This is a genomic window from Blastococcus sp. TML/C7B (assembly GCF_016612845.1).
Taxonomy (GTDB): Bacteria; Actinomycetota; Actinomycetes; order Mycobacteriales; family Geodermatophilaceae; genus Blastococcus.
Window position 1 is genome coordinate 514,028 of record NZ_JAEOAA010000001.1, and the last position, 24,483, is coordinate 538,510.

Below are 24,483 nucleotides of genomic sequence, written 5' to 3' on the forward strand. Positions count from 1 at the left end.
CCGGCGGAGCCGGTCTGCCCGTCGACCCTCCTGCTCGTCCGGTGACACTGCCTGCGACCCGGGCAGGGCCCCCGGCGCTCCGTGCAGCGTCGTCGGCCCCGAAGGTACACCGGCGAGCCTGTCAAGCCCCTGGGTGACCGCGGCCCCGTCGCGGGGCCCGGAGGGTTCCCGACGGGGACGCGGTGGAGCGGCCGCACCTGCTGGGGGACGGCCGGAAGTCGCTGCCGCAGCGCGACCCGCCCTGCGGGGTCGGTGCGCCGAGCGGGGGCCGGAGGCTCCCCGAGGTGTACCGAGGACGCGCTCAGCGCAGCAGGGGGACGGCTCCTGGCCGCGGTGTCGTCCGGAGGACGACGTCAGGCATACACCTCGGGCTTGAGCGTCGCGATGTAGGGCAGGTCGCGGTACCGCTCGGCGTAGTCCAGGCCGTAGCCGACGACGAACTCGTTGGGGATGTCGAAGCCGATGTACTTGACCGGCACCTCGACCTTGACCGCGTCGGGCTTGCGCAGCAGGGCGCAGACCTCGAGGGAGGCCGGGGCGCGGCCGCCGAGGTTCTTGAGCAGCCAGGAGAGGGTCAGGCCGGAGTCGATGATGTCCTCGAGCACCAGGACGTGCTTGTCGGTGATGTCCCGGTCGAGGTCCTTGAGGATGCGCACGACGCCCGACGAGCTGGTGGCCGAGCCGTAGGACGACACCGCCATGAACTCCATCTGCGTGGGCAGCTGCAGGGCCCGGGCGAAGTCGCTCATGAACAGCACCGCGCCCTTGAGGACGCCGACGAGCAGCACCTCCCTGCCCGCGTAGTCCGCGGCGATGGTGGCGGCGAGCTCGGCGATCTTCGCGCGGATCTGCTCCTCGCTCAGGAGCACGTGGTCGATGTCCGGTCCGTACCCGTGGTCGGGGCCGAGGGCCCCGGTGGTGCTGGTCGCAGACTCGCTCACGCGTCAGGCTCCTCGCGGTCGTGTGGTGCCGGGTGCGGGCCGCCGCCGTCGCGCGCGGGCTCCAACCTCAGGGTGCCAGACGCCCGGACGACGCCGGCGCCGCCCGGCAGGTCGACCCGGCCCTGCCCCCTCCAGCGGACCACGAGTGCGTCGACCGCGTCGAGCTGCACCGCCCGCAGGTCGGGCACCCCTGCGGCGCGGAGCCACCCGCGCAGCACCCGCGTGCGCAGCGCCCCCGCCAGCCCGGCCACGCCCGCGACCGGCAGGCCGTCGGCGCAGGCCAGCGCCGCGAGGTGGGCGTCGGCGAGCTCGTCGAGCGCGTCCAGGTCGGCGCGCAGCAGGCCCGCCGTCCGCGCCAGGGCGGGCGCCACTCCCCCGCCCAGCACCTCCTCCAGCAGCGGCAGCACCTCGGCGCGCAGCCTGGCCCGCGTGTAGGCCGGATCGGTGTTCCACGGGTCGTCCCACACCGGCAGCCCCGCGGCGGTGCAGGCGGCGCGCGTCGTCGTCCGCCGGACGCCGAGCAGCGGCCGCCACCAGGTGGCGCCCCCGTCCTGGCGCTCCTCGACCATGCCGGCCACCGAGCGGGGGCCCGAGCCGCGGCCGAGGCCGAGCAGCACCGTCTCGGCCTGGTCGTCGAGCGTGTGCCCCAGGGCGATCCGCGCCCCGTGCTCGCCGGCGGCGCGGGCGAGGGCGGCGTACCGGGCGCTCCGGGCCGCGCCCTCGGGCCCGCCGTCGGCGCCGACGTCCACCCGGACGACGACGACCGGCGCGAGCCCCAGGTCCCGCAGCAGCCCCGCCGTCGTCGCCGCCCGCTCCGCGGACCCGGGCTGCAGGCCGTGGTCGACGGTCACCGCGCCGGCGCGCACCCCGGCGCGCGGGGCCTCGAACGCGACCGCGGCGGCCAGCGCGAGGGAGTCCGCGCCGCCGCTGCAGGCGACCAGGACGGGCCGCGGATCACCGGTGAGGCCGGAGCGGACCGCGCTGCGGACCTGCGCGACCGCCGCGGGGGGCCCGACCACGCTCAGGCGGGGATGGCCGGCCGGCCGAGGACCCGCTCGACCCAGCGCTCGGGCGCGGTGAGCTCGTCGAGGTGCGGGAGGTTCTCCGCCTTCACCCAGACCTGGTTGAACCCCTCCATGCCGGCCCGGTCGATCACCCCGCCGACGAACACCCGCCCGTCGGCGTACTGCTTCATCTTCTGCTCCAGGCCGAGCAGCCGGCGCAGCACGCGGTCGAGCGGCCCGCGGCCCTTGCGGCGCTGGGCGAACCGCTTGCGCAGCGTGCGCACGGTCGGGACGACGTCGGGGCCGACGCCGTCCATCACGTACTCCGCGTGCCCCTCGACCAGGCTCATCACCGCGGTCACCCGGTCGAGCACCTCGCGCTGCCGGGGGTCGCGGATGAGCGCCATGAGCCCCTCGGACTCGTCGTCGTCGCCGCGGAGGGCCCCGGTGATGCCGCGGAGCACGTCCTGCAGGCGGTCGCGCAGCACGTCGGCGGTGAGGTCGGTGGCGTCGACGAACTCGGCGATCTGGCTCTCGAGGTAGGGCCGCAGCCACGGGACGGCGGTGAACTGCAGCTGGTGGGTGACCTCGTGCAGGCACACCCAGAGCCGGAAGTCCGACGGGTCGACGCCCAGCTTCTGCTCGGTGGCGACGATGTTGGGGGCGACGAGGAGGAGCCGCCCGCCGGTGCCGAAGACCTCGTACTGGCCGAGCACCCGCGAGCTGAGGAAGGCCAGGACGCCGCCGGCCTGGATGCCGGTGGCCCGCGAGCCGATCGCGGTGGCGAGGGCGCCGGGGCGGCTCCCGGTGCGCTCGGCGAGCGCGTCGACGAGCGGGTCGAGCAGCGCGGCCATCCCCCGCGCGTTGGCGTCGACCCAGCCGGGCCGGTCGACGACGGCGACCTCGGGGACGGGGCCGCCGGCGACCGGGGTCATCCCGGTCAGCCGCTCCACGTGCGCGACGGCGGTGGCCGCGGCCTCGTGCAGCTCGCGGACGACGGCGGCGGCGTCCTCGCGGGTCGTGGCCGGCCCCGGTCCGGCGAGCCGGCGCGCGGTGCGGCCGGCGAGCTTCCAGTCGACCATCGAGGAGGGGCTGCTCATCGGCCCACGGTACCCACGGGGGACGACGTCCCCGGGTGCGCGCGTCAGCTGCAGCCGCAGCCCGCGAGCGCGGCGGCGACGGCGTCCAGGGCCGCCTCGGCACCGGCCTCGCTGCCCGAGTCGTCGGCGACGAGGGCGAAGGCCAGCAGGCGGCCGTCGGCGGTGACCGCCGTCCCGGCCAGGGCGTGCACGCCGAGCAGCGTCCCGGTCTTGGCCCGCACGACGCCGGGCGCGGTGTTCGCGTCGCCCCGGTCGAACAGCGTGCCGGTGTACCCGGCGACCGGGAGGCCGGACAGCACCGCGGAGGCGTGGGGCAGCGAGCCGTCCGCGGCGCCGGCGACCAGGTCGGTGAGCACGTCGGCGGGCACCTGATCCAGCCGCGACAGGCCGCTGCCGTCGGCCAGCGCGACGCGGCCGACGTCGATCCCGGCCTCACCCAGGGCCTCGACGACGGCCTCCGCCGCGCCCTCGAACGAGGCGGGCAGGTCGCGGGCCAGCGCCACCTGGCGGGCCAGGGCCTCGGCCAGCACGTTGTCCGACATGGACAGGGTCTGCTCGACCAGCCGGGCGATCGGCGCCGACTGCACGGTGGCCAGCGTCCGCGCGCCGGCCGGCGCTTCGCCGGGGACGACGGTCGCGCCCGGGGCGCCCAGGGCGTCGGCGAGCGCGACACCTGCGTCGATGCCGGGCTGGCCGCTGCGGGCCAGCGAGCCGGGGCTCACGCGGGCGCCGTCGACGGCGGTCGCCGTGACGGGGGCGGCGTAGCTCGACGGGGCGTCCGAGGGCCCCCAGCCCTGCGCCGTCAGCGGCCCGGTGAACAGCGAGCTGTCGACGACGACGCGGCTGACCGGGGTGCCCGCGGGCAGCGCCACGACCACCTGCGACGCGAGGTCGGCGACGGTCGGGGCACCGGGGTAGGTCTGCGACGGCGAGGTGCGCGACAGCGTCGGGTCGCCGCCCCCGACGAGGACGACCTCGCCGGGCGTGCTGCCCGCGACGACGGTCGTGGGGATCGTCTGCGCCGGGTCCAGGGTGGTGAGCGCGGCGACGGCGGTGAGCAGCTTCGCGGTCGAGGCGGGGATGGCGGGGTCGGCGGCGTCCAGGTCGAGGAGCACGTCACCGCTGGCCACGTCGACGACCTCGGCGGAGACGCCGGACCCCAGGCCGGGGTCCTGCAGCAGCGGCCCGATCCGCGCGGCGAGCACGTCCGGGTCCGGCGCCGGGGCGGCGGAGTCGAGCGAGGCGAGCACCGGCGTGACCTCGCCGAGCTCGGGCAGGTCGGCGTCCGGGACCGACACCGTGCCGGCGGTCGCGTCGTCGTCGCCACCGAAGCCGCCGGTGAGCGCGATGCCGCCGCCGACGAGCACCAGGACCAGCGCGATGACGCCGAGCGCGATGCGGCGCCGGAACCGTCCGGTCCGCGCTGTGACGATCGTCGAACTCGCTCGACGCGATGGTGCCCACCCCCCAAAAGGTGACCTCCGCAGAACATGCGGGGTCACCGTGCGCAAGACTAGGCGGGTGCAGTTCGACGTGACGGTAGAAATCCCGAAGGGCCAGCGCAACAAGTACGAGCTGGACCATGCCACCGGACGCATCCGATTGGACCGGATGCTGTTCACCTCAACCCGCTACCCGGCGGACTACGGCTACATCGAGAGCACCCTGGGACAGGACGGCGACCCGCTCGACGCCCTGGTGCTGCTCGAGGAGCCGACGTTCCCCGGGTGCCTGATCACCTGCCGGGCCATCGGCATGTTCCGCATGACCGACGAGGCGGGCGGGGACGACAAGGTCCTCACCGTGCCGGCGACCGACCCGCGGATGTCCCACCTCAAGGACATCTCCGACGTGTCGGAGTTCGACCGCCTCGAGATCCAGCACTTCTTCGAGACCTACAAGGACCTCGAGCCGGGCAAGTCGGTCGAGGGCGCCAACTGGGTCGGCCGCGAAGAGGCCGAGGCCGAGATCATCGCCTCGCTCGAGCGCGCCAAGAACGCGGCACCGCACCACTGACCCCTGTCCACGGCCCTCCGGGTCCCCGAGCGCACCGACGGCGGCTCACCCTGCACGGGTGGGCCGCCGTCAGCGTTCCGGGCGTCGGGGGTGCCGGCGTCAGGTGGAGAGGGAGGGCGCGAGCTGCCACGCCGCCGGGATCGCGGCCACGCCGAACCCGCTGACCGGGACGAGGTCGAGCACGAGACGGGTGGGCTGGAAGGCCTCGGCGTACCCGATGCGGGCCTGGGCCCCCCAGTGCCGGGCCGACGCCACGACCGCGTCGGGCTCGACCATCGCGGACAGCTCCACCTGGGAGGCGTGGGCGGACAGGGCCGCGACCTTGCCCGACAGGTAGGCGGTCACGTCGACGTAGACGGTCGGGGTGAACGACAGCGTCGACGGGCTCTGGTAGTGCAGCACCCGCGACAGCCGGCGCGTGGCGCCCAGCGTCGCGGCCGCGACCGCCCGGTGGTCCTGGTGGCTGTCCTCCGGAGCGTGCACGTAGACCAGGTCGGCCCGGGTGTCCTGGAGGACCTGCTCGATCACGCGGACGGTCGCGGAGTCCGCGACGACCTCGCAGTCGCGCAGCCCGCCCCACACCAGGCGGGCGCCGAGCACGCGCGCGGCGCGCTCCTGCTCCTCGCGACGGACGGCGTCACCCGGGCCGTTCTCGCCGCCGGTCACGACCAGCATCGTCACCGAGTCGCCCGCCGCGGCGTGCGCCAGCAGCGCCCCTCCGCAGCCGAGCTCGATGTCGTCGGGGTGTGCCCCGATGGCCAGGACGTTGCGTCCCGACTTCCTCGCGCCCGCACCGTTCATGGTGAGGTGTCCTCCCGGTCCGTCGGCGTGGTCGTCCTCGCCGTCGCATCTCCATCGGCGTCCGCACCGGGCGCCTGCAGCACGACGGCCCGGTACTCACCCCCAAGGGGTGGGTACCGGGCCGCTGCGCGTGGCTCGTGGGGGCGGCCGTCAGACCGCCGTCGTCGTTCCCGCGGGGTCCGGCAGGTTCGCGAGCCGGCGGCGCGAGCGGTAGAGCATGAACGCGCCGACCACTCCCGCTCCACCGAGCGCCATCGTCGTCCCCAGGCCGTTCCCGTCGGCCGGGAGGACCGTGCTCGGCGGGCAGACCGTCGCGTACTGCACGTACTGCGAGTACTGGATCGTCGTGCCGTTCAGGGTCCACCGCGCGTTCTGGTAGAAGATCTCGCTGAAGGTCAGCTTCACCTGCCAGGCGCCGTGCACGGTCCCCTTGGCGAACGTGGTGGGCTGCTGGCCCTGCAGGCGCGTCGGGTACACCTGGTTCGCCGTCCCGTACGGGTAGGTCTTCTGGCTGCCGGTCGTGTTGTTGTAGCCCACGACGACCCAGTAGCTGCCGTCCCCGTTGTCGCGGTAGCAGTCGACGATCGGGGCCACGCTGCCGGCCGCCGAGGCGGTGCCCGGGATCCCGCGACCAGTGACAGCGCCGCGACCACCGCGGCCGTGGCGAATCGTGCGAGCCGCCCGCGGAAGCGGGGGGCGGATGTGGTTCGGGTGCCGATCACGGCGTCGTCTCCCTGTCCGGAGCGGCGTCCCCGCTCGTCCCCGTGGCCATCGGACGTTCCCGGCCCCGGCTGGAGCGGACGGCGGACCACCTCACCCGGAGGAGGGACGTCAGGCCGGGACGACGGCGCCGTCGAGGAGCCCGAGCGCGACGTCCACCGCGGCCGGGAACGAGTCGACGACGGCCTCCGCCCGCGGCTCGTCCGGCGCGGAGGCGTACTCGCCCTGGCGGATCCGCACCGCCCGCGCGCCCACGGCAGCGGCCACCGCGACGTCCTTGCCCGGCCGGTCCCCGATGACCAGCACCCGGTCGGCCGGCACGCCCAGGGCCTCGGCGAGCGCCAGCAGCCCGACCGGCGCGGGCTTCCGGGCCGCCCGGCCACCGAGCGTGTCGGTGACCAGCACGACGGGCAGCAGCGGCAGCAGCCCGGTCGCGGCCAGCTTGGCATCCTGGATGACGGGGTTGCCGTCGGTGAGGCACCCCAGCGGGGCCACCGCGGCCAGCGCCCGCAGCCCGGCCGCGACGCCGGGGTACGGGCTCAGCCGCTCGGGCTGGAACCCGGTGAACGCGGCGACCAGCCCCGGCACCAGCAGAGGCAGCTCCGCGGCGGGCACCCCGGCGGCCAGCAGCGCGCGGTCGATCGTGCCGCCGGCGTCGGAGCCGGCCGCGAGCTCGCGCACCAGGGCCTCGTGCACCCGGGCGCCGTCCACGCCGGCCGCGGTCGCGGCCGCGCCCACGGCGACCGCGGCACCGGCCAGGTACTCGGCCTGCGGGTACAGCGTGTCGTCGAGGTCGACGACGACGGCGAGCGGCCGCCGGGTCACCACGGGAGGCTGCCGTCGGTGAAGTCCGGCTCCTCGATGGCCAGCAGGGCGTCGGTCCCCGGATCGGAGAGGATGGCGGCGAGCCTGCCGACCCGTGGTCCCGTCGCCGTAGGGGCAGGGCAGGGAGGCGGCCCGCGCCTGCGCCTCGGGCGTCGCGTGCCGGGCCGCGGCGGCGAGGACGGCGTCGGCAGAGGTGTCGTCCGCGAGGCCGGCCAGCGTGGTCGTCCCGGCCTCGACACCCTCCCAGCGCGGCGTGGAACCGCGCAGCACGACGACCGGGACGCCGAGGTAGGCGGCCTCCTCCTGGATCCCGCCGGAGTCGGTGACGGCCAGCCGGGCCGAGGCCAGGGCCGTCAGGAGGTCGTCGTACCCGAGGGGCCCGCTCAGCGCGACGAGCGGGTGGTCGAGCTGCACGTCCAGGCCGGTGGCGGCCAGCCGGGCGGCGGTGCGCGGGTGCAGCGGGAAGGTCACCGGCCCGACCCGCTCGGCCAGCGAGCGGACGACGGCGACCAGGCGTTCGAGCCGGACCGGGTCGTCGACGTTGGTCGGGCGGTGCGCGGTCACCAGGACGCCGGAGCGGTCGGCCACGGGCACCGGGCGGACGCCCCGCGCGACGAGGGTGTCGACGACGGGGTTGCCCACGACGAAGACGCGGTCCGCGGGCACGCCCTCGGCCGCGAGGAACGCCGCCGCGCGGCGGGTCGGGGCCAGGTGCAGGGCGGCGACGGCGGCGGCGACGCGGCGGTTGACCTCCTCCACGCTGCGCGGGTTGAGGCTGCGCAGCCCCGCCTCGAGGTGGGCGAAGGGGATCCCGGCGCCCCGGGCGGCCAGCGCGTACGCCGGCACCGTGTTGGTGTCGCCGAGCGCGAGGACGAGGTCCGGGCGGAACCGCGCCACCGCGCGGGCCGCGTCGGCGTGGAGCGCGCCGAGCCGGGCGGCCGGCTCGTCGTCCGGGAGCGTGAAGCGGTGGGTGGGGGTCAGCCCCAGCGACTGCTGCAGCTCGCCGGCCAGGGCCGGGTCGGTGTGCTGGCCGGTGTCGACGACGTCGACGCGGTGGCCGGCGGCGGTCAGCGCCGCGACCACCGGCGCTAGCTTCACCACCTCCGGGCGGGTGCCGAAGGGCACCAGGACCGAGCGGCTGCGGCTCATGCCTGCCCGACCCGGACGTCGCTGGGATCGGGCAGGTGGCTGCCGTCCTCGGCGGTGAACACCTCGGCGAAGTAGCGGCGCATGCTCACCCCCGGGGTGAACCAGAGGTGCTGCAGCTGCCGGCCCGGCTCCCGGATCCCGGACAGGTAGGTGCTCACGACGTCGGCGCCGGCCGCCAGGGTCAGCGGCAGGCCGCCGGAGAACCGCGGGTTGATCTCGAGCACCGTCACCCGTCCGTCGTCGGCGACGAACCCCTGGACGTTGGCCGGCCCGGTCAGGCCGACGGCCTCCAGCGCGCCGGCCACCGCGTCGGTCACCGTCGAGGAGTCGAAGGTGGTGCCCTTGACCGAGATGCCCGCCTTGACCTCCGTGCGCCACCGGGGGACGACGGTCAGCAGCTCGCCGTTCCGGTCCACCAGGGCGTCGGCGGTGAACCTCCCGGCCGGAGAGCCGGGTCTGCACGATGAGCGACGGATCGGCCCGCATGGCCTCGACGACGGCCGAGCGCGAGTCGAGCAGGCGGACGCCGCGGCTGCCACGACCCGCCCGCGGCTTGACCACCCAGGGGCCGGGGACCTCGTTGAGGCCCGCGGGGGTGTCGGTCGTCGCCGGGTGCGGGACCCCGGCGAGCCGCAGGGCACGGGCGAAGGCGGACTTGTCGCAGCACAGCTCGACGCTGAGCGGGTCGGCGAACCAGGTCGCCACGCCGGCCCGGGCCAGCCGCTCGGCACCGGCGGCCAGTGCGGGCAGCTCCTCGGCGACCGTGCCGATGAGCGCGTCGACGCCGTGCGCCGTCGCGACGCCGATCAGGGCGTCGACGAAGTGCAGGTGGTCCGCGCGCGGGACCATGGCACCGACCGTCGCCAGCTCGCAGCCGGTCGCCCACGGATCGGCATCGACGGCGACCACCCGCTGCCCGCGTGCCATGAGCCGGCGGATGACCGCGATCCCGGCCGGTCCGCCCGCTCCGGTGACGAGAACGGCGGGGGCGTCGTGCGCGTCCGGGCCGCTGGGCGCGGGCGGCGGCGCGTCGAGGGTGGAGGTCACGAGGCGTCTCCTGGTGGCGTCTGCGGGGGGAGCGGGCGGGCGAAGCTGAGCCGGCGGTGCCGGGTGAGCCCGTCCGGGCCGGTGGTGGGCGGCGGCGGCGGGACCGCCATGCGGGTGACCGTCACGGCCGGGATGCGGACGGTCCCGTCGAGGAGGTGCGGCTCCTCGACGGCGTGCACCGGGTCGTCGGGCTCGTTCCCGGGGCCGCGGGCCAGCAGCCAGCCGCGGGCCCACAGCCGGAGGGCGGCCACGCGGTGGTTCGTGACCGGTTCCCACTGGCGCGCCGCGACCGCCTGCGCCAGGGCGTCGAGGACCAGCGGGTCCTCGTCGTAGGAGGCGACCGCGACCAGCGAGGCCGGGTGCGCGCCGAGACCGTCGGAGACCAGCGCCCGGACGCGCGCGATGCGCGCCGACACCGGGAGGTGACCGATGCGGTAGTCGATCCGCCCGGCCTCCCGTCGGGCGCCCAGCCACGCGGACAGCCGGGCCGGGTAGACGTAGCGGTGCAGCAGGCCGGTGATCGACGTCCTCCGTCGGCCCGGCTTCCGGGCCTCCTCGACCTCCGGCGCCCGGTAGCCGAGCCCGGGTCGGGCCCAGCTGTCGGGACGGCGGGCGGTGTGCCGGCCCGCGACGTCCTGCTCCGCCCGCTCAAGGGTCGGCAGGGCGAACCACACCATGAGCAGGAACCCGCCCAGGGTGGCGGCCAGGTTCCACAGCGTGCCGACCCAGTCGTGGAAGAGCACGAGCGCGGCGTCGCTCCACCACATGCCGGCCAGGGCCGACAGCAGCAGCCGCACGTGGTTGAGCACGAGGAGGGCGGCGACGGCGACCAGCAGCCCGGCGACCGCGTGGAGCTTGCGACCGCGCAGGATGACGGCGGTGAGGGCGGTCAGCCCGAGCACCGACAGGATCGACGAGCACGAGGCCGTGACGACGGCGTCGATCATGCCGCCGCGCTCGGGGAAGAGCAGGACGTGCCCCGGCAGGATGTCCGAGGCCCGCCCCGGCTCGATCCAGGAGACCACCTGGGCGAGGCCGAGCGCTTCGAGTTCGCGCAGCGGATCGGTCAGGTAGCGAAAGCCGACGAAGCAGATCAGCGCCGCGAGGACCAGGTCCAGCGCCACGGGGAACAGCCGGCGGGCGCTCCCCCGGCGGACGAGGCCGGCCCTGCGGGACACCGCGGGCGCCGGGTCGGCGGCGACGGACGTCATCGCTCCCCCACCTCCGCGGGCCGCGGGCCGCTCAGGGCGAAGGTCCGCGGGCGGGTCGGCGCCCCCGCGGGCACGGCAGCGGGGCCGGCGCTCTCCGCCCGCGCGACCGCAGCCGGGCGGACCGTGGACGTCGCGCCGGAGCGGGAGGTCTTCACCCACGTGTACGGGCGGCCGAGCATCCCGTCGACGTAGGCCCGGGTGGTGATGACCACCGCCAGCGCGAACGAGGGCAGGAAGCCGAGCAGCCGCCAGGCCGACCGGCGCTCGACCCGGCCGACGAGCAGGCCCACGCACAGCTCGGCCAGGGGGCCGACGAACAGCAGCATCGACAGGGGCAGCACCGCGACGGCGGGCAGGTCGCCGATGCCGAAGGCGCGCAGGACCGTGAGCAGCAGCCCCAGCCCGCTGAGCACCGGCACGTGGTAGACGAGCAGGAACAGCGTCGTCTCGACCTTCTCGAGCAGCGAGAGGTGCGGGGAGCGCATCAGCGGACGCCAGTAGTCGCGCAGGCACTTCTGGTGGCCGCGCGCCCACCGGTACCGCTGCTTCCAGAACCGCTGGGCGGTGACGACCGCTTCCTCGAAGTCGATCGCGGTGACGTCGAAGCGCACCCGCTGGCCGGCCATGAGGATCCGCAGCGTGAGGTCGGTGTCCTCGGTGACGGTCTCCGGGTTCCAGCCGCCCAGTGCGCGCAGCGTCGACATCCGCACGGCGCAGTTGGCGCCACCGTAGGCGGGCAGCTCGAACAGGGCCTGGCGGCCGTACTCGTTGACCAGGTAGCCGGAGAGGTAGTCGACGAAGACGGTCCCGGCCATGGACGAGTCCTTGCCGTTGCGGATGACGCACCGGCCCATGACCGCGCCGACCGTGGGGTCGCGGAAGTGCCGGACCAGCCGGCGCAGCGCCGAAGGCTCCGGCTCGTGGTCGGCGTCGAAGACGAGCACGACCTCGGCCTCGACGAGTGCCAGGGCGTCGTTGAGGGCACCGGACTTCCCCCCGCCGGCGCCCGGGGGCCGGTGCAGCACGCGCAGCCGGGGCTCCCGGGCGGCCCACGCGTCCAGCTTCGGACCGGTGTCGTCGTCCGATCCGTCGTCGACCACGACCAGGGTCAGCCGGTGGGCCGGGTAGTCCAGGGCCAGCAGCGCGCTGACCATGCCGTCGACGACCAGTTCCTCGTTCTTGCAGCCGACGAGGACCGCGACGTCCGGGGTGTAGTCCCCCAGGCCGATGTCCGCGGCCAGGAGGTCGCGCTCGGCCCACCGCGCGGCGGCGACGGCGAAGGAGAGGTGCCGGATGAAGAAGACCGCGAAGACGACGTTGAGCGCTCCGGCGATGACGCCCAGCGTCGGGTCGACGCCGAAGACGACCAGGGCCACGGTCGTCACGACGCCGTACGCCGCCAGCACCCACGGCCGGCCCTCGGGTGACGCCGCGTGCCCGGGCCCGGCCGCCACGGCGGGCGCGGGCGCTAGCCCGTCGCTGCCGGGCGTCGATGCCACCACTGCCGGCTTCCTCCCCCGCGATCCGCACGCTGCCCGACGCACTCGTCGGTCCTGTTCATCGGCAATGCGGCGCCGGATCTGTAGTGGAACCACCGACCCTGCACGGACGGGGCGCATGGGGTCGCGGACCCCGGGAACGAGACAGCGGGCCCTCCCCGGAGGGAGGACCCGCTGATCCCTGGCAGAGCCGCCTGTCGGAATCGAACCGACGACCTTCTCATTACGAGTGAGATGCTCTACCGACTGAGCTAAGGCGGCGGACGTGCCCGCACAGACTACGGCACCGCCGCCGCGATCCGGCGCAGGGGCCGGGGGTCAGGCGGGCAGCCGCAGGGCGACGGTGAGCGCCTCCAGCGCGATCTGCGGCTTGACGTTCTGCTCCAGCGCCGTCCGGCAGTCGAGGATGGCGTCGATCCGGCGCAGCGCCCCCTCGGGGCCGATCAGCCGGGCCAGCTCCACGGCGTCCGCGCGGCGGTCCGGGTGGTTGAGCGGCAGCTCCCCGGACGGTGCCGCCGCCAGCACCAGCGCGTCCCGGTAGAGCCCGGCGAGGTCGACCAGCGCCCGGTCCAGGGAGTCCCGTCCGATGCGGGTGGCCCGCGACTTCTGCCGCTTCTCCAGCTCCTTGAGCTGGCCGGCGCTCCCCCTGCTGGCCGCGACCACGCCCGGCCCGCGCGCTGCCCACTCCCAGGCTGTTCTTCAGCGCGTCGGTCTCGGCGCCGTCGAGCACCTCGGTGGCCGCCTCGGTCTCCTCCTTGGCGGCCCCGACGAGGTCGTCGGCGGCGTCCATGCAGGCGGCCAGGGAGACCAGCCGCAGCGGGACGTCGAGCACCGCCTTGCGGGCCAGCCGCGCCTCCTCGTCCCGCGCCAGCCGGCGGGCCCGGCCCACGTGGCCGCCGGAGGCCGCGGCCGACCACGCGGCCAGCGCCGGGTCGACGCCGTCGGCCACCAGGACCTCGGAGATGGCCGCGACCGTGGGGGTCCGCAGCGCGACGACGCGGCAGCGCGAGCGGATGGTCACCGGGACGTCGTCGGGGTGCAGGCTCGGCGCGCACAGCATCACCACGGTGCGCGGCGGCGGCTCCTCGATCATCTTGAGCACCGCGTTCGACGCGGACTCGCTCATCCGGTCGGCGTCCTCGACGATGATCATCTGCCACCGGCCCTGGGACGGCGACCGCCCGGCCACCCGCACCAGCTCGCGGGCCTCGTTGACCCCGATGGACAGCCCGTCCGGGACGATCACCGTCACGTCGGCGTGCGTCCCGGCGAGCACCGTCCGGCAGGCGTGGCAGGTGCCGTCGCCGCCGTCGGGGCACTGCAGCGCCGCGGCGAAGGCCCGCGCGGCCACCGACCGGCCGGATCCCGGCGGGCCGGTGAACAGCCAGGCGTGCGTCATCGCCGTGGGGTCGTCGATCGCCGCCCGCAGCTCCGCCACCACCGCGGGCTGGCCGATCACCTTCGCCCAGACGCCCTGGCCCGCCACCACGCTCATGGGTGCAGCTGCGGGGTCGGGCCGGTCTGGGCGTGCGGGTGGCGCTGCACCGGCGTCGGGGCCGCCCCCTGGGTGCGCTCCGGGTCGGTCTGCGGGAGTGTCTGCAGCGGCAGCCCGGAGAGCAGCTCGGCGACGCGCACGCGGATGGCGGCGGCGAGCTCGTCGAGGTCGCGGGTGGCGTCCAGCACGAGGTAGCGGTCGGGGTCGCTCTCGGCCAGGGCGCGGAAGGTCTGCCGCACCCGCTGGTGGAACTCCAGGGACTCCGATTCCATGCGGTCGGCCACCGACCGGCCGCGGGCGCGGGCCAGCCCGGTCTCCGGCGGCAGGTCCAGCAGCACGGTGAGGTCGGGGCGCAGCCCGCCGGTGGCCCAGCGGGAGAGCATCCGGACGTCGTCCAGCGGGATCGTGCGGCCGGCGCCCTGGTAGGCCAGCGAGCTGTCCACGAACCGGTCGGTGATGACCACCTCGCCGGCGTCGAGGGCCGGCCGGAGCACGTCGTGCACGTGCTGGGCGCGGTCCGCGGCGTAGAGCAGCGCCTCCGAGCGGGGGGCGATGGCGGTGTGCGACCGGTCCAGCAGGATCGCCCGGATGCCCGCGCCCGACGGCGTCGCGCCCGGCTCGAAGGTGGTGCGGGCCACCAGCCCCTCGTTGGTCAGCCACTCCTGCAAGCGCTTGACCTGGGTGGACTTGCCGGCGCCCTCGCCGCCCTCGAAGGCGATGAACACCCCGCCCCCGGCCAGCCGGCGCCGGGCGGTGGTGTCCCGGCGCAGGGCGGTGACGACGTCGGCGAGCAGCGGGACCGGCCGGCCGTCGTCCATCTGCCGGTAGGCCAGCAGCCCGACGCCGACGGCGAGCAGCCCGGCGGCCAGCAGCATGATCCGCTCGCCGGTGACCGGGAGGGTGACGACGCCGAGGTCGACCGAGTGCCGCCCGATCAGCCCCACCCCGAAGGGCACGACCGCCAGCGACAGGATCAGCGCGGCCCGGACCAGGGACTGGACGATCGCGAAGGTGCGGCCGCGCACCTCGTCCTGCACCTCCGTGCCGAGCAGCGTGAAGCCGGCCAGGTAGGCGATGCCCGCGAAGAAGCCCATGAGGACCACCAGCAGCAGCGCGACCCACAGCGTGGACGTCCACGACATGATCACGACCATGATCCCGGCGCCGACGATCGCGATGCCGAAGAGCCGCTCGCGGGCCAGGTCGTGGGCCACGCTCGGCCCCAGCGCGATGCCGAGCCCCAGCCCGATGAAGACGGCGCCGAACAGCAGCCCGTAGGCGGACTCGCCACCACCGAGGGCGTTCGAGTACGCCTGGCCGGTCGCGATGATCACGCCGGCGGCGGCGAAGGCGCCGGTGATGCCGACGACCAGGCCCCGGACCAACGGCGTGTGCCCGGCGAAGGAGAAGCCGTTCCTCAGCGAGCCGAGGAAGCTCTCCCGCTCGGTGACCGCGTCGGCGGCCCGGCGGCCGCTGATCGAGGGCAGCCGCCAGATGACGACGGCGGCGACGAGGAAGGTGAGGGCGTTCAGGTACAGCGCGACGTCGACCTGGTCGACGTCGGGCAGCCAGGTCTGCAGCCAGCCGTCGGTCGAGTTCAGCACCGCGAACACGACCGCGGCGAGCACCGGCGTCAGCCCGTAGGTGGTCACCAGGGAGAGCTGGTTGGCCGGCTCCAGCTGGTCCTTGCGCAGCATGTTCGGGACGGCGGCGTCCTTCGCCGGGATCCAGAACAGGCTGATCGCCTCGATGAGGAACTGCGCGACGAACAGCCAGACCAGCTCGTCGACGATCGGGATCGACGCGAACAGGCCGAACCGGAGGATGTCGGTGACGACCATCGTCTTGCGGCGGTCGAAGCGGTCGGCGAACGCGCCGGCCAGCGGGCCGAGCACGATCGCGGGGAGCAGGCGGAACAGCAGCACGCCGCCGAGGGCGAAGTTGGCCGCCGCGAAGCCGTCCACCAGCGCCGTCGCGGTCGCGGTGATGGCCAGCAGGCCCAGCCAGTCGCCGAAGCTGGACAGTGACATCGACAGCCACAGCTTGCGGAAGTCGCGCACCCGCAGCACCGCGCGCAGCTTGGCGACCAGGCCGACGCCCGGCCGGGCGCCGCCGTCCGGCGCGACCGGCGTCGCCGCCGGCGGCAGGCCGTCGGCCGGGGGTGCGGTCCGCTCGTCCGGCGTCGCCGGCTCATCGCGCGGCGGCACCGGTGGCGTCGGGTCGGGCTGGATCACGGCTCCCGGGTTCGTGGCGGAGGGGGCGGAGCTGGCCCCGGAGAGCTCACGCTACCGGCCGGCACCGACGATCCCGATCCCTTTCGGCCGTCCGGGGGGCTAGCGTCCCGGCGTGCGCGCGGACGAGCAGCCGGAACCGTCGGACGGCGACTGGGATCCCGCCGTCTACCTGCGGAACGCCCGCGAGCGGGCGCGACCGTTCCTCGACCTGGTCGCCCGCGTGGACGTCGCCGCCCCGGCCGTCGTGGTCGACCTGGGCTGCGGCGAGGGCTCGGCGACCGCACTGCTGGCCGACCGCTGGCCGGCCGCGCGGGTGACCGGCGTCGACTCCTCGCCCGCGATGCTGGCCACCGCGCCCGCCCGGCCGGGGCTGGAGTTCCGGCTCGGTGATGTGCGGGACTGGCGGCCCGACGGCCCCGTCGACGTGCTGGTGAGCAACGCGGTGCTGCACTGGGTCCCCGGCCACGACCGGCTGCTGGAGCGGTGGGCGGGGCACCTCGCGCCGGGCGGCGCGCTGGCGGTGCAGGTGCCGGGCAACTCCCGGGCACCGACGCACGCGCTGCTGGCCGACCTGTGCCGTTCGCCGAGGTGGGCCGCCCGGGTCGCCGGTGCGGCACCGTCGCCGTCGGCCGTGCTCGAGCCGGCCGGGTACCTCGACGTCCTCGGCGCGGCCGGGCTGGCCGCCGACGTCTGGGAGACCACCTACCTGCACGTGCTGACCGGGTCCGACCCGGTGCTCGGCTGGGTGCGCAGCACGGTGCTGCGGCCGGTGCTCGCCCGGCTCGGCGCGGCGGACGCCGCCGCGTTCACCGCGGAGCACGCCGCCGCGCTGCGCGACGCCTACCCGGAGCGCGCCGACGGCACGACCGTGCTGCCGTTCCGCCGGATCTTCGCCGTCGGCACCCGGCCGTCCTGACCACGGGGTCGGGGCGGCCGGGACCGGCTCAGCTGGTGGCGACCGGCTCCGCGGCGGCCTTCTTCGTGGCCGCCTTCTTCGCCGGGGCCTTCTTCGCGGCGGTCTTCTTGGCCGTGGTCTTCTTCGCGGCCTTCTTCTTCTTGGCCGGGCCGGCCGCGCGGCGATCGGCCAGCAGCTCGGCGGCGCGCTCGATGGTGATCGTCTCGACGTCGTCGCCCTTGCGCAGGCTGGCGTTGGTCTCGCCGTCGGTCACGTACGGCCCGAACCGGCCCTCGCGGACGGTGACCACGCCCTCGGTCACCGGATCGGGGCCGAGCTCCTTCAGCGGTGCCTTGGCCGCGGCGCGGCCCCGCTGCTTGGGCTGGGCGAAGATCGCCAGCGCCTCGTCCAGGGTGATGCTGAACAGCTTCTCCTCGCTGTCCAGCGACCGGGAGTCGGTGCCCTTCTTGATGTAGGGCCCGTAGCGGCCGTTGAGCGCCTGGATCTCCTCGCCCTCGGGCGTGGACCCGACGGTGCGGGGCAGCGTCAGCAGCTTGAGCGCGTCCTCGATCGTCACCGTCTCCGGCGACATCGAGGCGAACAGGCTGGCCGTCCGCGGGGACTCCTTGCTGCCCTCGGGGACGACGGTGGTGACGTAGGGGCCGTAGCGCCCGGCCTTCACGACCACCGGCAGCCCCGACTCCGGGTCGGTGCCCAGCTCGCGGTCGCCCGACGGCGCCTCGAGCAGCTCCCGGACCTTCTCCTCGGTGAGCTCGTCGGGAGCGAGGTCCTCGGGGATGCTCACCCGCCCGCCGTCCTCGCCGGCCTGCAGGTAGGGGCCGTACCGGCCCACCCGGACGACGACCGGCTCCCCGTCGGGGGTGGTCGCGCGCAGCGGGATGCTGTTGACCCCGCGGGCGTCGATCTCCTCGAGCCGCTGGCCGACGATGTGCTTGAGCCCGCCGGACTCGGCGATGCCCCCGGTGTTGCGGCCCTCGACGCCGAAGTAGAACTCGGTCAGCCAGTCCACCCGCTGCAGGTTGCCGCCGGCGATCTGGTCGAGCTCCTCCTCCAGCGAGGCGGTGAACTGGTAGTCGACGAGCTGGGTGAAGTGCTGCTCGAGCAGGTTGACCACCGCGAACGCGATGAAGGAGGGCACCAGCGAGTTGCCCTTCTTCCAGACGTAACCGCGGTCCTGGATGGTCTGCATGATCGAGGCGAACGTCGACGGGCGGCCGATCCCGAGCTCCTCGAGCCGGGCGACCAGGCTGGGCTCGGTGTACCGGGCCGGCGGGCTGGTGGTGTGGCCCTTGGCGTCGAGCTCCTGGGTGTCGAGCTGCTGCCCGCGCTCCAGGCGGGGCAGCCGGCGCTCGGCGTCGTCGCCGCCCTCGTCGTCGTCCCCGGTGCCCTGCCGGCCCTCGTCCTGCGACTCGACGTAGGCCTTGAGGAAGCCGGGGAAGGTGATGGTCCGGCCGCTGGCGGTGAACTCGACCGCCTCGTCGGTGGCGCTGCGGCCGGCCAGCCGGATGCTGACGGTCTGCCCCACGGCATCGGCCATCTGCGAGGCGACGGTGCGCTTCCAGATCAGCTCGTAGAGGCGGAACTCGTCGCGGGCGAGCTCGGCGGCGAGCTGGCCGGGGGTGCGGAAGCTGTCGCCCGCGGGGCGGATGGCCTCGTGCGCCTCCTGCGCGCCCTTGGCCTTGCTCTTGTAGCGGCGGGCCTCCGCCGGCACGTACGCGTCTCCGTACAGCTCGCGGGCCTGGCTCCGCGCGGCGTTGATCGCCTCGTCGGAGAGGTTCGTCGAGTCGGTCCGCATGTAGGTGATGTGACCGTTCTCGTACAGCCGCTGCGCCACGCGCATCGTCTGCGCCGAGGACCAGCCGAGCTTGCGCCCGGCCTCCATCTGCAGCGTGGAGGTCGTGAACGGCGCGTACGGGCGACGGCGGTAGGGCTTCTCGTCGACCCGGGCGACGGTGACCTGGCGGCCCTCGAGCCGCGCGGCCAGCCCGCGGGCGCCGGCCTCGTCGAGGTGCACCACGTCGCCGGAGACCCGGCCGGTGGCGGCGTCGAAGTCGCGGCCGGTGGCGACGCGGCTGTCGTCGACGCTGACCAGCTTGGCGCGCACCGTGGTCGGCTCGCCCTCGTCGGCGCCGGTCACCGTCCCGGGGACGGCGAAGGTGCCCTCGAGCGACCAGTAGTCGGCGGCGTGGAACGCCATGCGCTCGCGCTCGCGCTCCACCACGATCCGGGTGGCGACCGACTGCACGCGGCCGGCCGACAGCTTGGGCAGCACCTTCTTCCACAGCACCGGGCTGACCTCGTAGCCGTACAGCCGGTCGAGGATGCGGCGGGTCTCCTGGGCGTCGACCAGGGCGGTGTCGAGCTCGCGCGGGTTGGCGACGGCGCGGGCGATCGCCTCGGGGGTGATCTCGTGGAAGACCATGCGGCGGACGGGCACGCGCGGCTTGAGGGTGTCGATGAGGTGCCAGGCGATGGCCTCGCCCTCGCGGTCCTCGTCTGTCGCGAGGTAGATCTCGCTGGCGCCCTTGACCAGCTGCTTGAGCCGGCTGACCTGCTGCTTGCGGTCGGGGCTCACGACGTAGAGCGGCTCGAAGGAGTTGTCGACGTCGACGCCCAGGCGGGCCCAGGACGCGCCCTTGTGCTCGGCCGGGACGTCCGCGGCGTTGCGCGGCAGGTCGCGGATGTGCCCGACGCTGGCCTCGACGACGTAGCCGCTGCCCAGGTAGCCGGCGATCTTGGTGGCCTTGGTGGGCGACTCCACGATGACCAGCGGCTTGCCGCCGGCCGCGGCCGAGCCCCGTCGCGGGGTCTTGGCGCCCCCGGCGGTCGGCTCGGTGCTCTCGCTCCCGGTCTGCGTGGTCTTCGTGGGCACGGTGCTCCTGTCGGTGGTGCCTGGGGGTGGTGCTGTGTGGTGCTGTGCTGCGGGCCGGCGCTCTGCGGGTGGTGCCCGCATCCGGACGGGGGCTTCGCACGGCGCGGTGCCGCGACGTGGATGCCCCCTCGGCGGGCCACGGTAGGCCACCCTGCCGACGGCGCGCCCGGGACGAGCCCGGGTGGGCGTGCCGTCCCCTTGCCGAACGTGCATGCTGCGCGACTGTTCCCGCGGGCGGAAGGGGCCTCCCGCCGAGGGGTCAGCCCGGGCGCGTGCCCACGACCACCTCCCCCACGGCGGCGAGCGTCGGCCGGTCGGGGTCGAACCACCCCGAGTGGCCCGTTCCGGCGTCCGCCGGGAGGCCCGTGGAGCCGAACGCCCGGGACCACGTCTCGGTGCCGAACCAGCCCACCCACGACACCGGATCGGCCGGCGACGCGGCGTCGAAGACCTCGGCGGCCTCCAGGTCCGCGGCGGTCTCCTCCATCCCGGGGCTGCCCAGCAGGACGAGGGCATCGGCGGCCAGCCGACCGGGCCGATCGGCGGCCTCGTCGACGACGACGGTGCCGTAGCTGTGCGCGACGACCGTCGTCCGCGCCGGCGGGGCACCGGTCGCGGCCCGCGCCGCGGCCAGCCCGCCGAGCGCCCGGTCGAGGAGCGCGCCGCCCCGCGTCGCGGCCCCGCGGGCGGCCGCGGAGAGGAACTGCGGCGCCCGGTAGCCCAGCCAGGCCACGGTCGCCACGGCGACGCCCGGTTCGGCCTCCCGCGCGGCGCGGGCCAGGTCGCGCGCGTCCCCGGAGACGGCGGCGAGGTCGTCGGCCGGCGAGGTGGCCATGCCGGGGACGACCAGGGCGACCGCGTCCGCGGTGTCGACGTCGCCGAACGCCACCGCGACCCGGTCGCCGGCCAGGTCGAGGAGGTGGAGCTGGGCGCTCCGCCCGGCGCGCTCCTCCCCCGCCAGCAGCTCGTCGACCACCCGCGCGGCCGCCCGGACCCCGTCGCCGGCCGCCGGATCGGCGAGCACCTCGCCGAGCGCGATCCGGTTGGCGCGGTCCCGCGCCCAGGCGGGCACGCCGTCCATCGCGCCCACCCGCCCGGGCTCGCTGGCGATCAGCGACAGCTGGTCGGCCAGCGGGAGCGCCGCCCACCAGCGGGCGACGAGGGCAGGCGAGCCCGCGGCGGGGAGCGCGGGCGGCGGGCCGACCGGACCGATCGACCCACCGGGCAGGGCGACGAGCGCGGGCAGCTCGCCGGCCGCCCGTCCCGCGGCCGCCTGCACCGCCTCGGCCGCAGCCAGCGCCTCCTGCGCGGCGGTCACCGCGGGCGCCACCGCAGCCGGCCCGAGGACCAGCCGGTCCACGGCGGCCGACAGGGTGCCCGCGTCGTCGAGGGCGGCGTCCAGGGGGACGGGCAGCTCGCGGGCGAGGGCCAGGGCGGTGGTCGCGCGGTCGGTCGCGGTGATCGCCGCCCGCAGGAGCCGGGCGCAGTCCGCGCGCGAGCCGGAGAAGCCCGCGTCGAGCGACGCCGCGGCGGAGGACAGCTGCAGGAGCAGTTCCCGCGCCTGCGTCGCCGCCGGGCCGGACCAGTCACGCCCCTCCTCCAGGGTGCGGGCGACGACGTCCAGCCGCGCCCGCCAGGCCGGGAAGCCGTCGTCCAGCTCGCCGAGCGCCGCCAGCCCGCCGCGCACCCCGGGCACGTCCCAGCCCGCGACGACCGCCAGGCGCGCCGCGGCGCCCGGTCCGGCGGGGAGCGGTGCGGTCACGGCGGGTCCATCCGCCCGGCGAGCTCCCGGTCCACGGCGGCGTAGGCCTCGACGGCCGAGCGGATCGCGTCGGCGACCACCCCGGTGCCCTCGGCGAGCGCCCCGGCCAGCACCGCCCAGCGGTCGGCCACGGCGCCGGCGGCGGCTCCTTCCCGGCCGCCGAGCGCGCCGGTCAGGGTGCCGGCGGCGACCCGGCACCGGTCGCCGTCCTCGGCGAGGGTGCGGGCCAGCCTGGACAGCTCGTCGGCGAGCGCAGCGAGCTCGCCGGGGTGCACGGAGATCCTCGGTGCCATGCGGCCTCCCGGTCGTCGCTCCGCGTCCGGGGTGGACGGGAGGCGGCGACGCTAGGCACCCGCGCCGACGTCGTGCCGGCCGTCGTCCACAACGCGTGCGGGCGTCCACAGAACGCACCGCGACCCTCCCGACCCGGCGTTCCGGGCGGGAGGGTCGCGGTGTGCGCGGATCAGGGAGCGGTGGTCGTCAGGGAGCCCGCGTCGGGCTGGGCGGTGACCTCGCCGACCACGACCGACCGACGCTTGGACACCACGACGGCCCCCACGACCACCGCCGTCGCGACCAGGGCGATCACGATCCGGAGGGCGTCGTTGGCGTCCTCGCCCACCGAGAGGCTGACGACCGCCGGGGCGATGATCAGGGCCACCAGGTTCATGACCTTGATCAGCGGGTTGATGGCCGGGCCGGCGGTGTCCTTGAACGGGTCGCCGACGGTGTCGCCGATGACCGTGGCGGCGTGCGCCTCGCTGCCCTTCCCGCCGTAGGCGCCGTCCTCCACCATCTTCTTCGCGTTGTCCCAGGCCCCGCCGGAGTTGGCGAGGAAGACCGCCATCAGGGTGCCCGCCGCGATGGCGCCCACGAGGTAGGCCGCGAGCGGGCCGAAGCCGAGCCCGAAGCCGACCGCGACCGGCGCGAGGACGGCGAGCAGCCCGGGGGTGGCCAGCTCGCGCAGCGAGTCCTTCGTGCAGATGTCGACGACCGCGCCGTAGTCGGGCTTCTCGCTGAAGTCCATGATCCCGGGCTTGGTGCGGAACTGCTCCCGGACCTCGAACACCACCCGCCCGGCGGCCCGCGAGACCGCGCTGATCGCCAGGCCGGAGAAGAAGAACACCACGGCCGCGCCGATGACGGCGCCGACGATGTTGTTCGGGTTCACCAGGCTGAACGCGTCGCCGAGGGTGTCGCCGGCGTCCTCGAGGGCGACGTTGATCTGCGCGTTGTAGGAGCCGAAGAGGGCGGTCGCGGCCAGCACGGCGGTGGCGATCGCGATGCCCTTGGTGATCGCCTTGGTGGTGTTGCCGACGGCGTCGAGGTCGGTGAGGACCCGGGCGCCGGCCTCGTCGATGTCGCCGGACATCTCCGCGATGCCCTGCGCGTTGTCGCTCACCGGGCCGAAGGTGTCCATCGCGACGATGACGCCGGCGGTGGTGAGCAGGCCGCAGCCGGCGAGGGCGACGGCGTAGAGGGCCGCGCCACCACCGATGAGGAAGGCGCCGTAGACCGCGCCGCCGATGAGCAGCGCGGCGTAGACGGCCGACTCCAGCCCCAGCGAGATGCCCGAGAGGATCACGGTGGCCGGGCCGGTCAGCGAGCTGCGGCCGATGTCCTTGACCGGCTTGCGGCTGGTCTCGGTGAAGTAGCCGGTGAGCTGCTGGATCGCGGCGGCCAGGACGACGCCGATGAGCACGGCGACGAACCCGAGGACCTGCGGGCTGACCTCCATGTCGACGCCGTCGGAGATGCTCGGCAGGTAGGTGAAGGCGGCGGCCGCGACCAGCACGAGGGAGACCGCGGCGGCGACGAAGAAACCTCGGTTGATCGGTGCCATCCCGCTGGCGTCCCCGGCGTTGGGGCGGGTGGCCAGCACGCCGACGACCGAGGCGATGACGCCGATGGCGGCGACCAGCAGCGGGAAGACCATGCCGACCGGGCCGAAGGCGACCTGGCCCAGGATCAGCGCGGCGACGAGGGTGACCGCGTAGGACTCGAAGAGGTCGGCGGCCATGCCCGCGCAGTCGCCGACGTTGTCGCCCACGTTGTCCGCGATGGTCGCGGCGTTGCGCGGGTCGTCCTCGGGGATGCCGGCCTCGACCTTGCCGACGAGATCGGCACCGACGTCGGCGGCCTTGGTGAAGATGCCGCCGCCCACACGCATGAACATGGCCAGCAGCGCGCCGCCGAAGCCGAAGCCCTCGAGGACGACCGGTGCGGTGTCGTCGAAGAGCAGCAGGGCCATGGCGGCGCCGAAGAGCCCCAGCCCGATGGTGATCATGCCGACCACGCCACCGGTGCGGTACGCGATCCGGAAGGCCGGTTGGTAGCCGCCCGCGTTGCCCGCGGCCGCGACGCGGACGTTGGCCCGGGTGGCCAGGGTCATCCCGATGAAGCCGACGGACGCCGAGAAGAGCGCGCCGACGAGGAAGAACACCGCGCGCCCGGCCCGGGTCCCCCACCCGCCGTCGGCGACGGGCAGGACCAGCAGCAGCAGGAAGACGATGACGGCGAAGACGCCCAGCGTCCGGAACTGCCGGCGCAGGAAGGCCGCGGCACCTTCCTGGACCGCCAGCGCGATGTCGCGCATCCGCGTCGTGCCCTGGTCCGCGGCCATGACGGCCTTGACCAGATAGGCGGCGAAGCCCAGGGCGGCCAGCGAGATGACGAGGATGACGGCGACCAGCGCCGTATCCCCGCCGGACAGCGAAGCGTCGGGCATGCGTACCTCCCAGCGTCGACCGCCGCCGGGAGGCGCCGTTGCTCCCCGGTGCGGCGGAGGTGCCGAAGCGGTGTGACGGTGGCGCACCGCAACGCGCGGAAGTGTAAGGGAGATCACACGATGTGCATCCCCCTTGGACGCTGCGTCCTTCCCCGCCGGCGAC

General features: G+C 75.4%; 18 protein-coding genes, 1 tRNA gene and 2 pseudogenes. 2 read left to right on the forward strand and 19 right to left on the reverse strand.

What is annotated here, in order from left to right; genetic code table 11:
- Positions 1–353: 353 nt before the first annotated feature.
- From hpt to dacB, 4 genes are read right to left on the reverse strand one after another with little or no spacing between them, the layout of a single operon-like run.
- Positions 354–941: a hypoxanthine phosphoribosyltransferase gene (gene hpt / locus JKP76_RS02560; protein WP_200489423.1), complete on the reverse strand. Its 588-nt coding sequence runs from the start codon at positions 939–941 to the stop codon at positions 354–356.
- Positions 938–1,960: a tRNA lysidine(34) synthetase TilS gene (tilS, locus tag JKP76_RS02565; protein ID WP_200489424.1), complete on the reverse strand. Its 1,023-nt coding sequence runs from the start codon at positions 1,958–1,960 to the stop codon at positions 938–940. Before tilS ends, hpt begins: the two co-directional genes overlap by 4 nt.
- Before the next feature lie 2 nt (positions 1,961–1,962).
- Complete coding sequence (locus JKP76_RS02570; protein WP_200489425.1) at positions 1,963–3,045, reverse strand: zinc-dependent metalloprotease; 1,083 nt, start codon at positions 3,043–3,045, stop codon at positions 1,963–1,965.
- 44 nt (positions 3,046–3,089) lie between these two features.
- Positions 3,090–4,412, reverse strand: coding sequence for a D-alanyl-D-alanine carboxypeptidase/D-alanyl-D-alanine-endopeptidase (gene dacB / locus JKP76_RS02575; RefSeq protein WP_309232812.1), 1,323 nt, complete (start codon positions 4,410–4,412; stop codon positions 3,090–3,092).
- Positions 4,413–4,566: 154 nt separating this feature from the next.
- Between dacB and JKP76_RS02580 the strand changes: the two genes are divergently transcribed.
- Positions 4,567–5,061 carry an inorganic diphosphatase gene (locus JKP76_RS02580; protein WP_200489427.1) on the forward strand — a complete coding sequence of 165 codons (495 nt, stop codon included), beginning with the start codon at positions 4,567–4,569 and terminating at the stop codon, positions 5,059–5,061.
- A 99-nt stretch (positions 5,062–5,160) separates the two neighbouring features.
- On the opposite strand, the gene JKP76_RS02585 is transcribed toward JKP76_RS02580, so the two are convergent.
- From JKP76_RS02585 to tmk, 11 genes and pseudogenes are all read right to left on the reverse strand, one after another.
- Positions 5,161–5,862 (reverse strand): PIG-L deacetylase family protein, encoded by a 702-nt coding sequence (locus JKP76_RS02585; protein ID WP_200489428.1) that lies wholly within the window; start codon positions 5,860–5,862, stop codon positions 5,161–5,163.
- Positions 5,863–6,012: 150 nt separating this feature from the next.
- The gene (locus JKP76_RS02590) at positions 6,013–6,456 is read right to left on the reverse strand and encodes a hypothetical protein (RefSeq protein WP_200489429.1); all 444 of its coding nucleotides are present in this window, start codon (positions 6,454–6,456) and stop codon (positions 6,013–6,015) included.
- 237 nt (positions 6,457–6,693) lie between these two features.
- Positions 6,694–8,556, reverse strand: a complete 1,863-nt coding sequence (wecB, locus tag JKP76_RS20140) for a non-hydrolyzing UDP-N-acetylglucosamine 2-epimerase (protein WP_242471160.1) — start codon at positions 8,554–8,556, stop codon at positions 6,694–6,696.
- A complete protein-coding gene (locus tag JKP76_RS23165; RefSeq protein WP_375335637.1) occupies positions 8,553–9,095 on the reverse strand; it encodes an ATP-grasp domain-containing protein in 543 nt (180 codons plus the stop codon). Before JKP76_RS23165 ends, wecB begins: the two co-directional genes overlap by 4 nt.
- Positions 9,001–9,483 (reverse strand): annotated as a pseudogene (locus tag JKP76_RS23800) (ATP-grasp domain-containing protein); the annotation flags it as partial. The pseudogene JKP76_RS23800 and the gene JKP76_RS23165, both read right to left, overlap by 95 nt.
- Positions 9,484–9,599: 116 nt before the next feature.
- Positions 9,600–10,814: an exosortase/archaeosortase family protein gene (locus JKP76_RS02600; protein WP_200489431.1), complete on the reverse strand. Its 1,215-nt coding sequence runs from the start codon at positions 10,812–10,814 to the stop codon at positions 9,600–9,602.
- Complete coding sequence (locus JKP76_RS02605) at positions 10,811–12,313, reverse strand: glycosyltransferase family 2 protein (RefSeq protein WP_200489432.1); 1,503 nt, start codon at positions 12,311–12,313, stop codon at positions 10,811–10,813. The genes JKP76_RS02600 and JKP76_RS02605 overlap by 4 nt, the downstream gene beginning before the upstream one ends.
- Before the next feature lie 188 nt (positions 12,314–12,501).
- Positions 12,502–12,574: transfer RNA gene (locus tag JKP76_RS02610), tRNA-Thr, on the reverse strand.
- Between the two features lie 57 nt (positions 12,575–12,631).
- Positions 12,632–12,976: a hypothetical protein gene (locus JKP76_RS23170; protein ID WP_309232814.1), complete on the reverse strand. Its 345-nt coding sequence runs from the start codon at positions 12,974–12,976 to the stop codon at positions 12,632–12,634.
- A 34-nt stretch (positions 12,977–13,010) separates the two neighbouring features.
- Positions 13,011–13,808, reverse strand: a pseudogene (locus tag JKP76_RS23175) (DNA polymerase III subunit delta'); the annotation flags it as partial.
- Positions 13,805–16,042 carry a dTMP kinase gene (gene tmk / locus JKP76_RS02620; RefSeq protein ID WP_200489433.1) on the reverse strand — a complete coding sequence of 746 codons (2,238 nt, stop codon included), beginning with the start codon at positions 16,040–16,042 and terminating at the stop codon, positions 13,805–13,807. The pseudogene JKP76_RS23175 and the gene tmk, both read right to left, overlap by 4 nt.
- Positions 16,043–16,154: 112 nt before the next feature.
- Here tmk and JKP76_RS02625 point away from each other — a divergent pair, with 112 nt between their 5' ends.
- Positions 16,155–16,958 (forward strand): trans-aconitate 2-methyltransferase, encoded by an 804-nt coding sequence (locus tag JKP76_RS02625; protein WP_200489434.1) that lies wholly within the window; start codon positions 16,155–16,157, stop codon positions 16,956–16,958.
- 28 nt (positions 16,959–16,986) lie between these two features.
- Here the strand turns inward: JKP76_RS02625 and topA are convergent, their stop codons facing one another.
- From topA to JKP76_RS02645, 4 genes are all read right to left on the reverse strand, one after another.
- On the reverse strand, positions 16,987–19,830 hold the full coding sequence (topA, locus tag JKP76_RS02630; protein WP_309232815.1) for a type I DNA topoisomerase: 2,844 nt from the start codon (positions 19,828–19,830) through the stop codon (positions 16,987–16,989).
- Between the two features lie 259 nt (positions 19,831–20,089).
- A complete protein-coding gene (locus JKP76_RS23180) occupies positions 20,090–21,592 on the reverse strand; it encodes an alpha/beta hydrolase (RefSeq protein WP_200489436.1) in 1,503 nt (500 codons plus the stop codon).
- On the reverse strand, positions 21,589–21,885 hold the full coding sequence (locus JKP76_RS02640) for a type VII secretion target (RefSeq protein ID WP_200489437.1): 297 nt from the start codon (positions 21,883–21,885) through the stop codon (positions 21,589–21,591). Before JKP76_RS02640 ends, JKP76_RS23180 begins: the two co-directional genes overlap by 4 nt.
- Positions 21,886–22,055: 170 nt before the next feature.
- Complete coding sequence (locus JKP76_RS02645; protein WP_200489438.1) at positions 22,056–24,320, reverse strand: sodium-translocating pyrophosphatase; 2,265 nt, start codon at positions 24,318–24,320, stop codon at positions 22,056–22,058.
- Between the last annotated feature and the right edge of the window lie 163 nt (positions 24,321–24,483).

What these genes read in the sequence shown, in the direction of transcription:
- JKP76_RS02570 (WP_200489425.1), bottom strand. Translation starts at nt 3,045, where the DNA reads ATGAGCAGCCCCTCCTCGATGGTCGACTGGAAGCTCGCCGGCCGCACC.
- JKP76_RS02585 (WP_200489428.1), bottom strand. Translation starts at nt 5,862, where the DNA reads ATGAACGGTGCGGGCGCGAGGAAGTCGGGACGCAACGTCCTGGCCATC.
- wecB (WP_242471160.1), bottom strand. Translation starts at nt 8,556, where the DNA reads ATGAGCCGCAGCCGCTCGGTCCTGGTGCCCTTCGGCACCCGCCCGGAG.
- JKP76_RS02600 (WP_200489431.1), bottom strand. Translation starts at nt 10,814, where the DNA reads ATGACGTCCGTCGCCGCCGACCCGGCGCCCGCGGTGTCCCGCAGGGCC.
- JKP76_RS02640 (WP_200489437.1), bottom strand. Translation starts at nt 21,885, where the DNA reads ATGGCACCGAGGATCTCCGTGCACCCCGGCGAGCTCGCTGCGCTCGCC.
- JKP76_RS02645 (WP_200489438.1), bottom strand. Translation starts at nt 24,320, where the DNA reads ATGCCCGACGCTTCGCTGTCCGGCGGGGATACGGCGCTGGTCGCCGTC.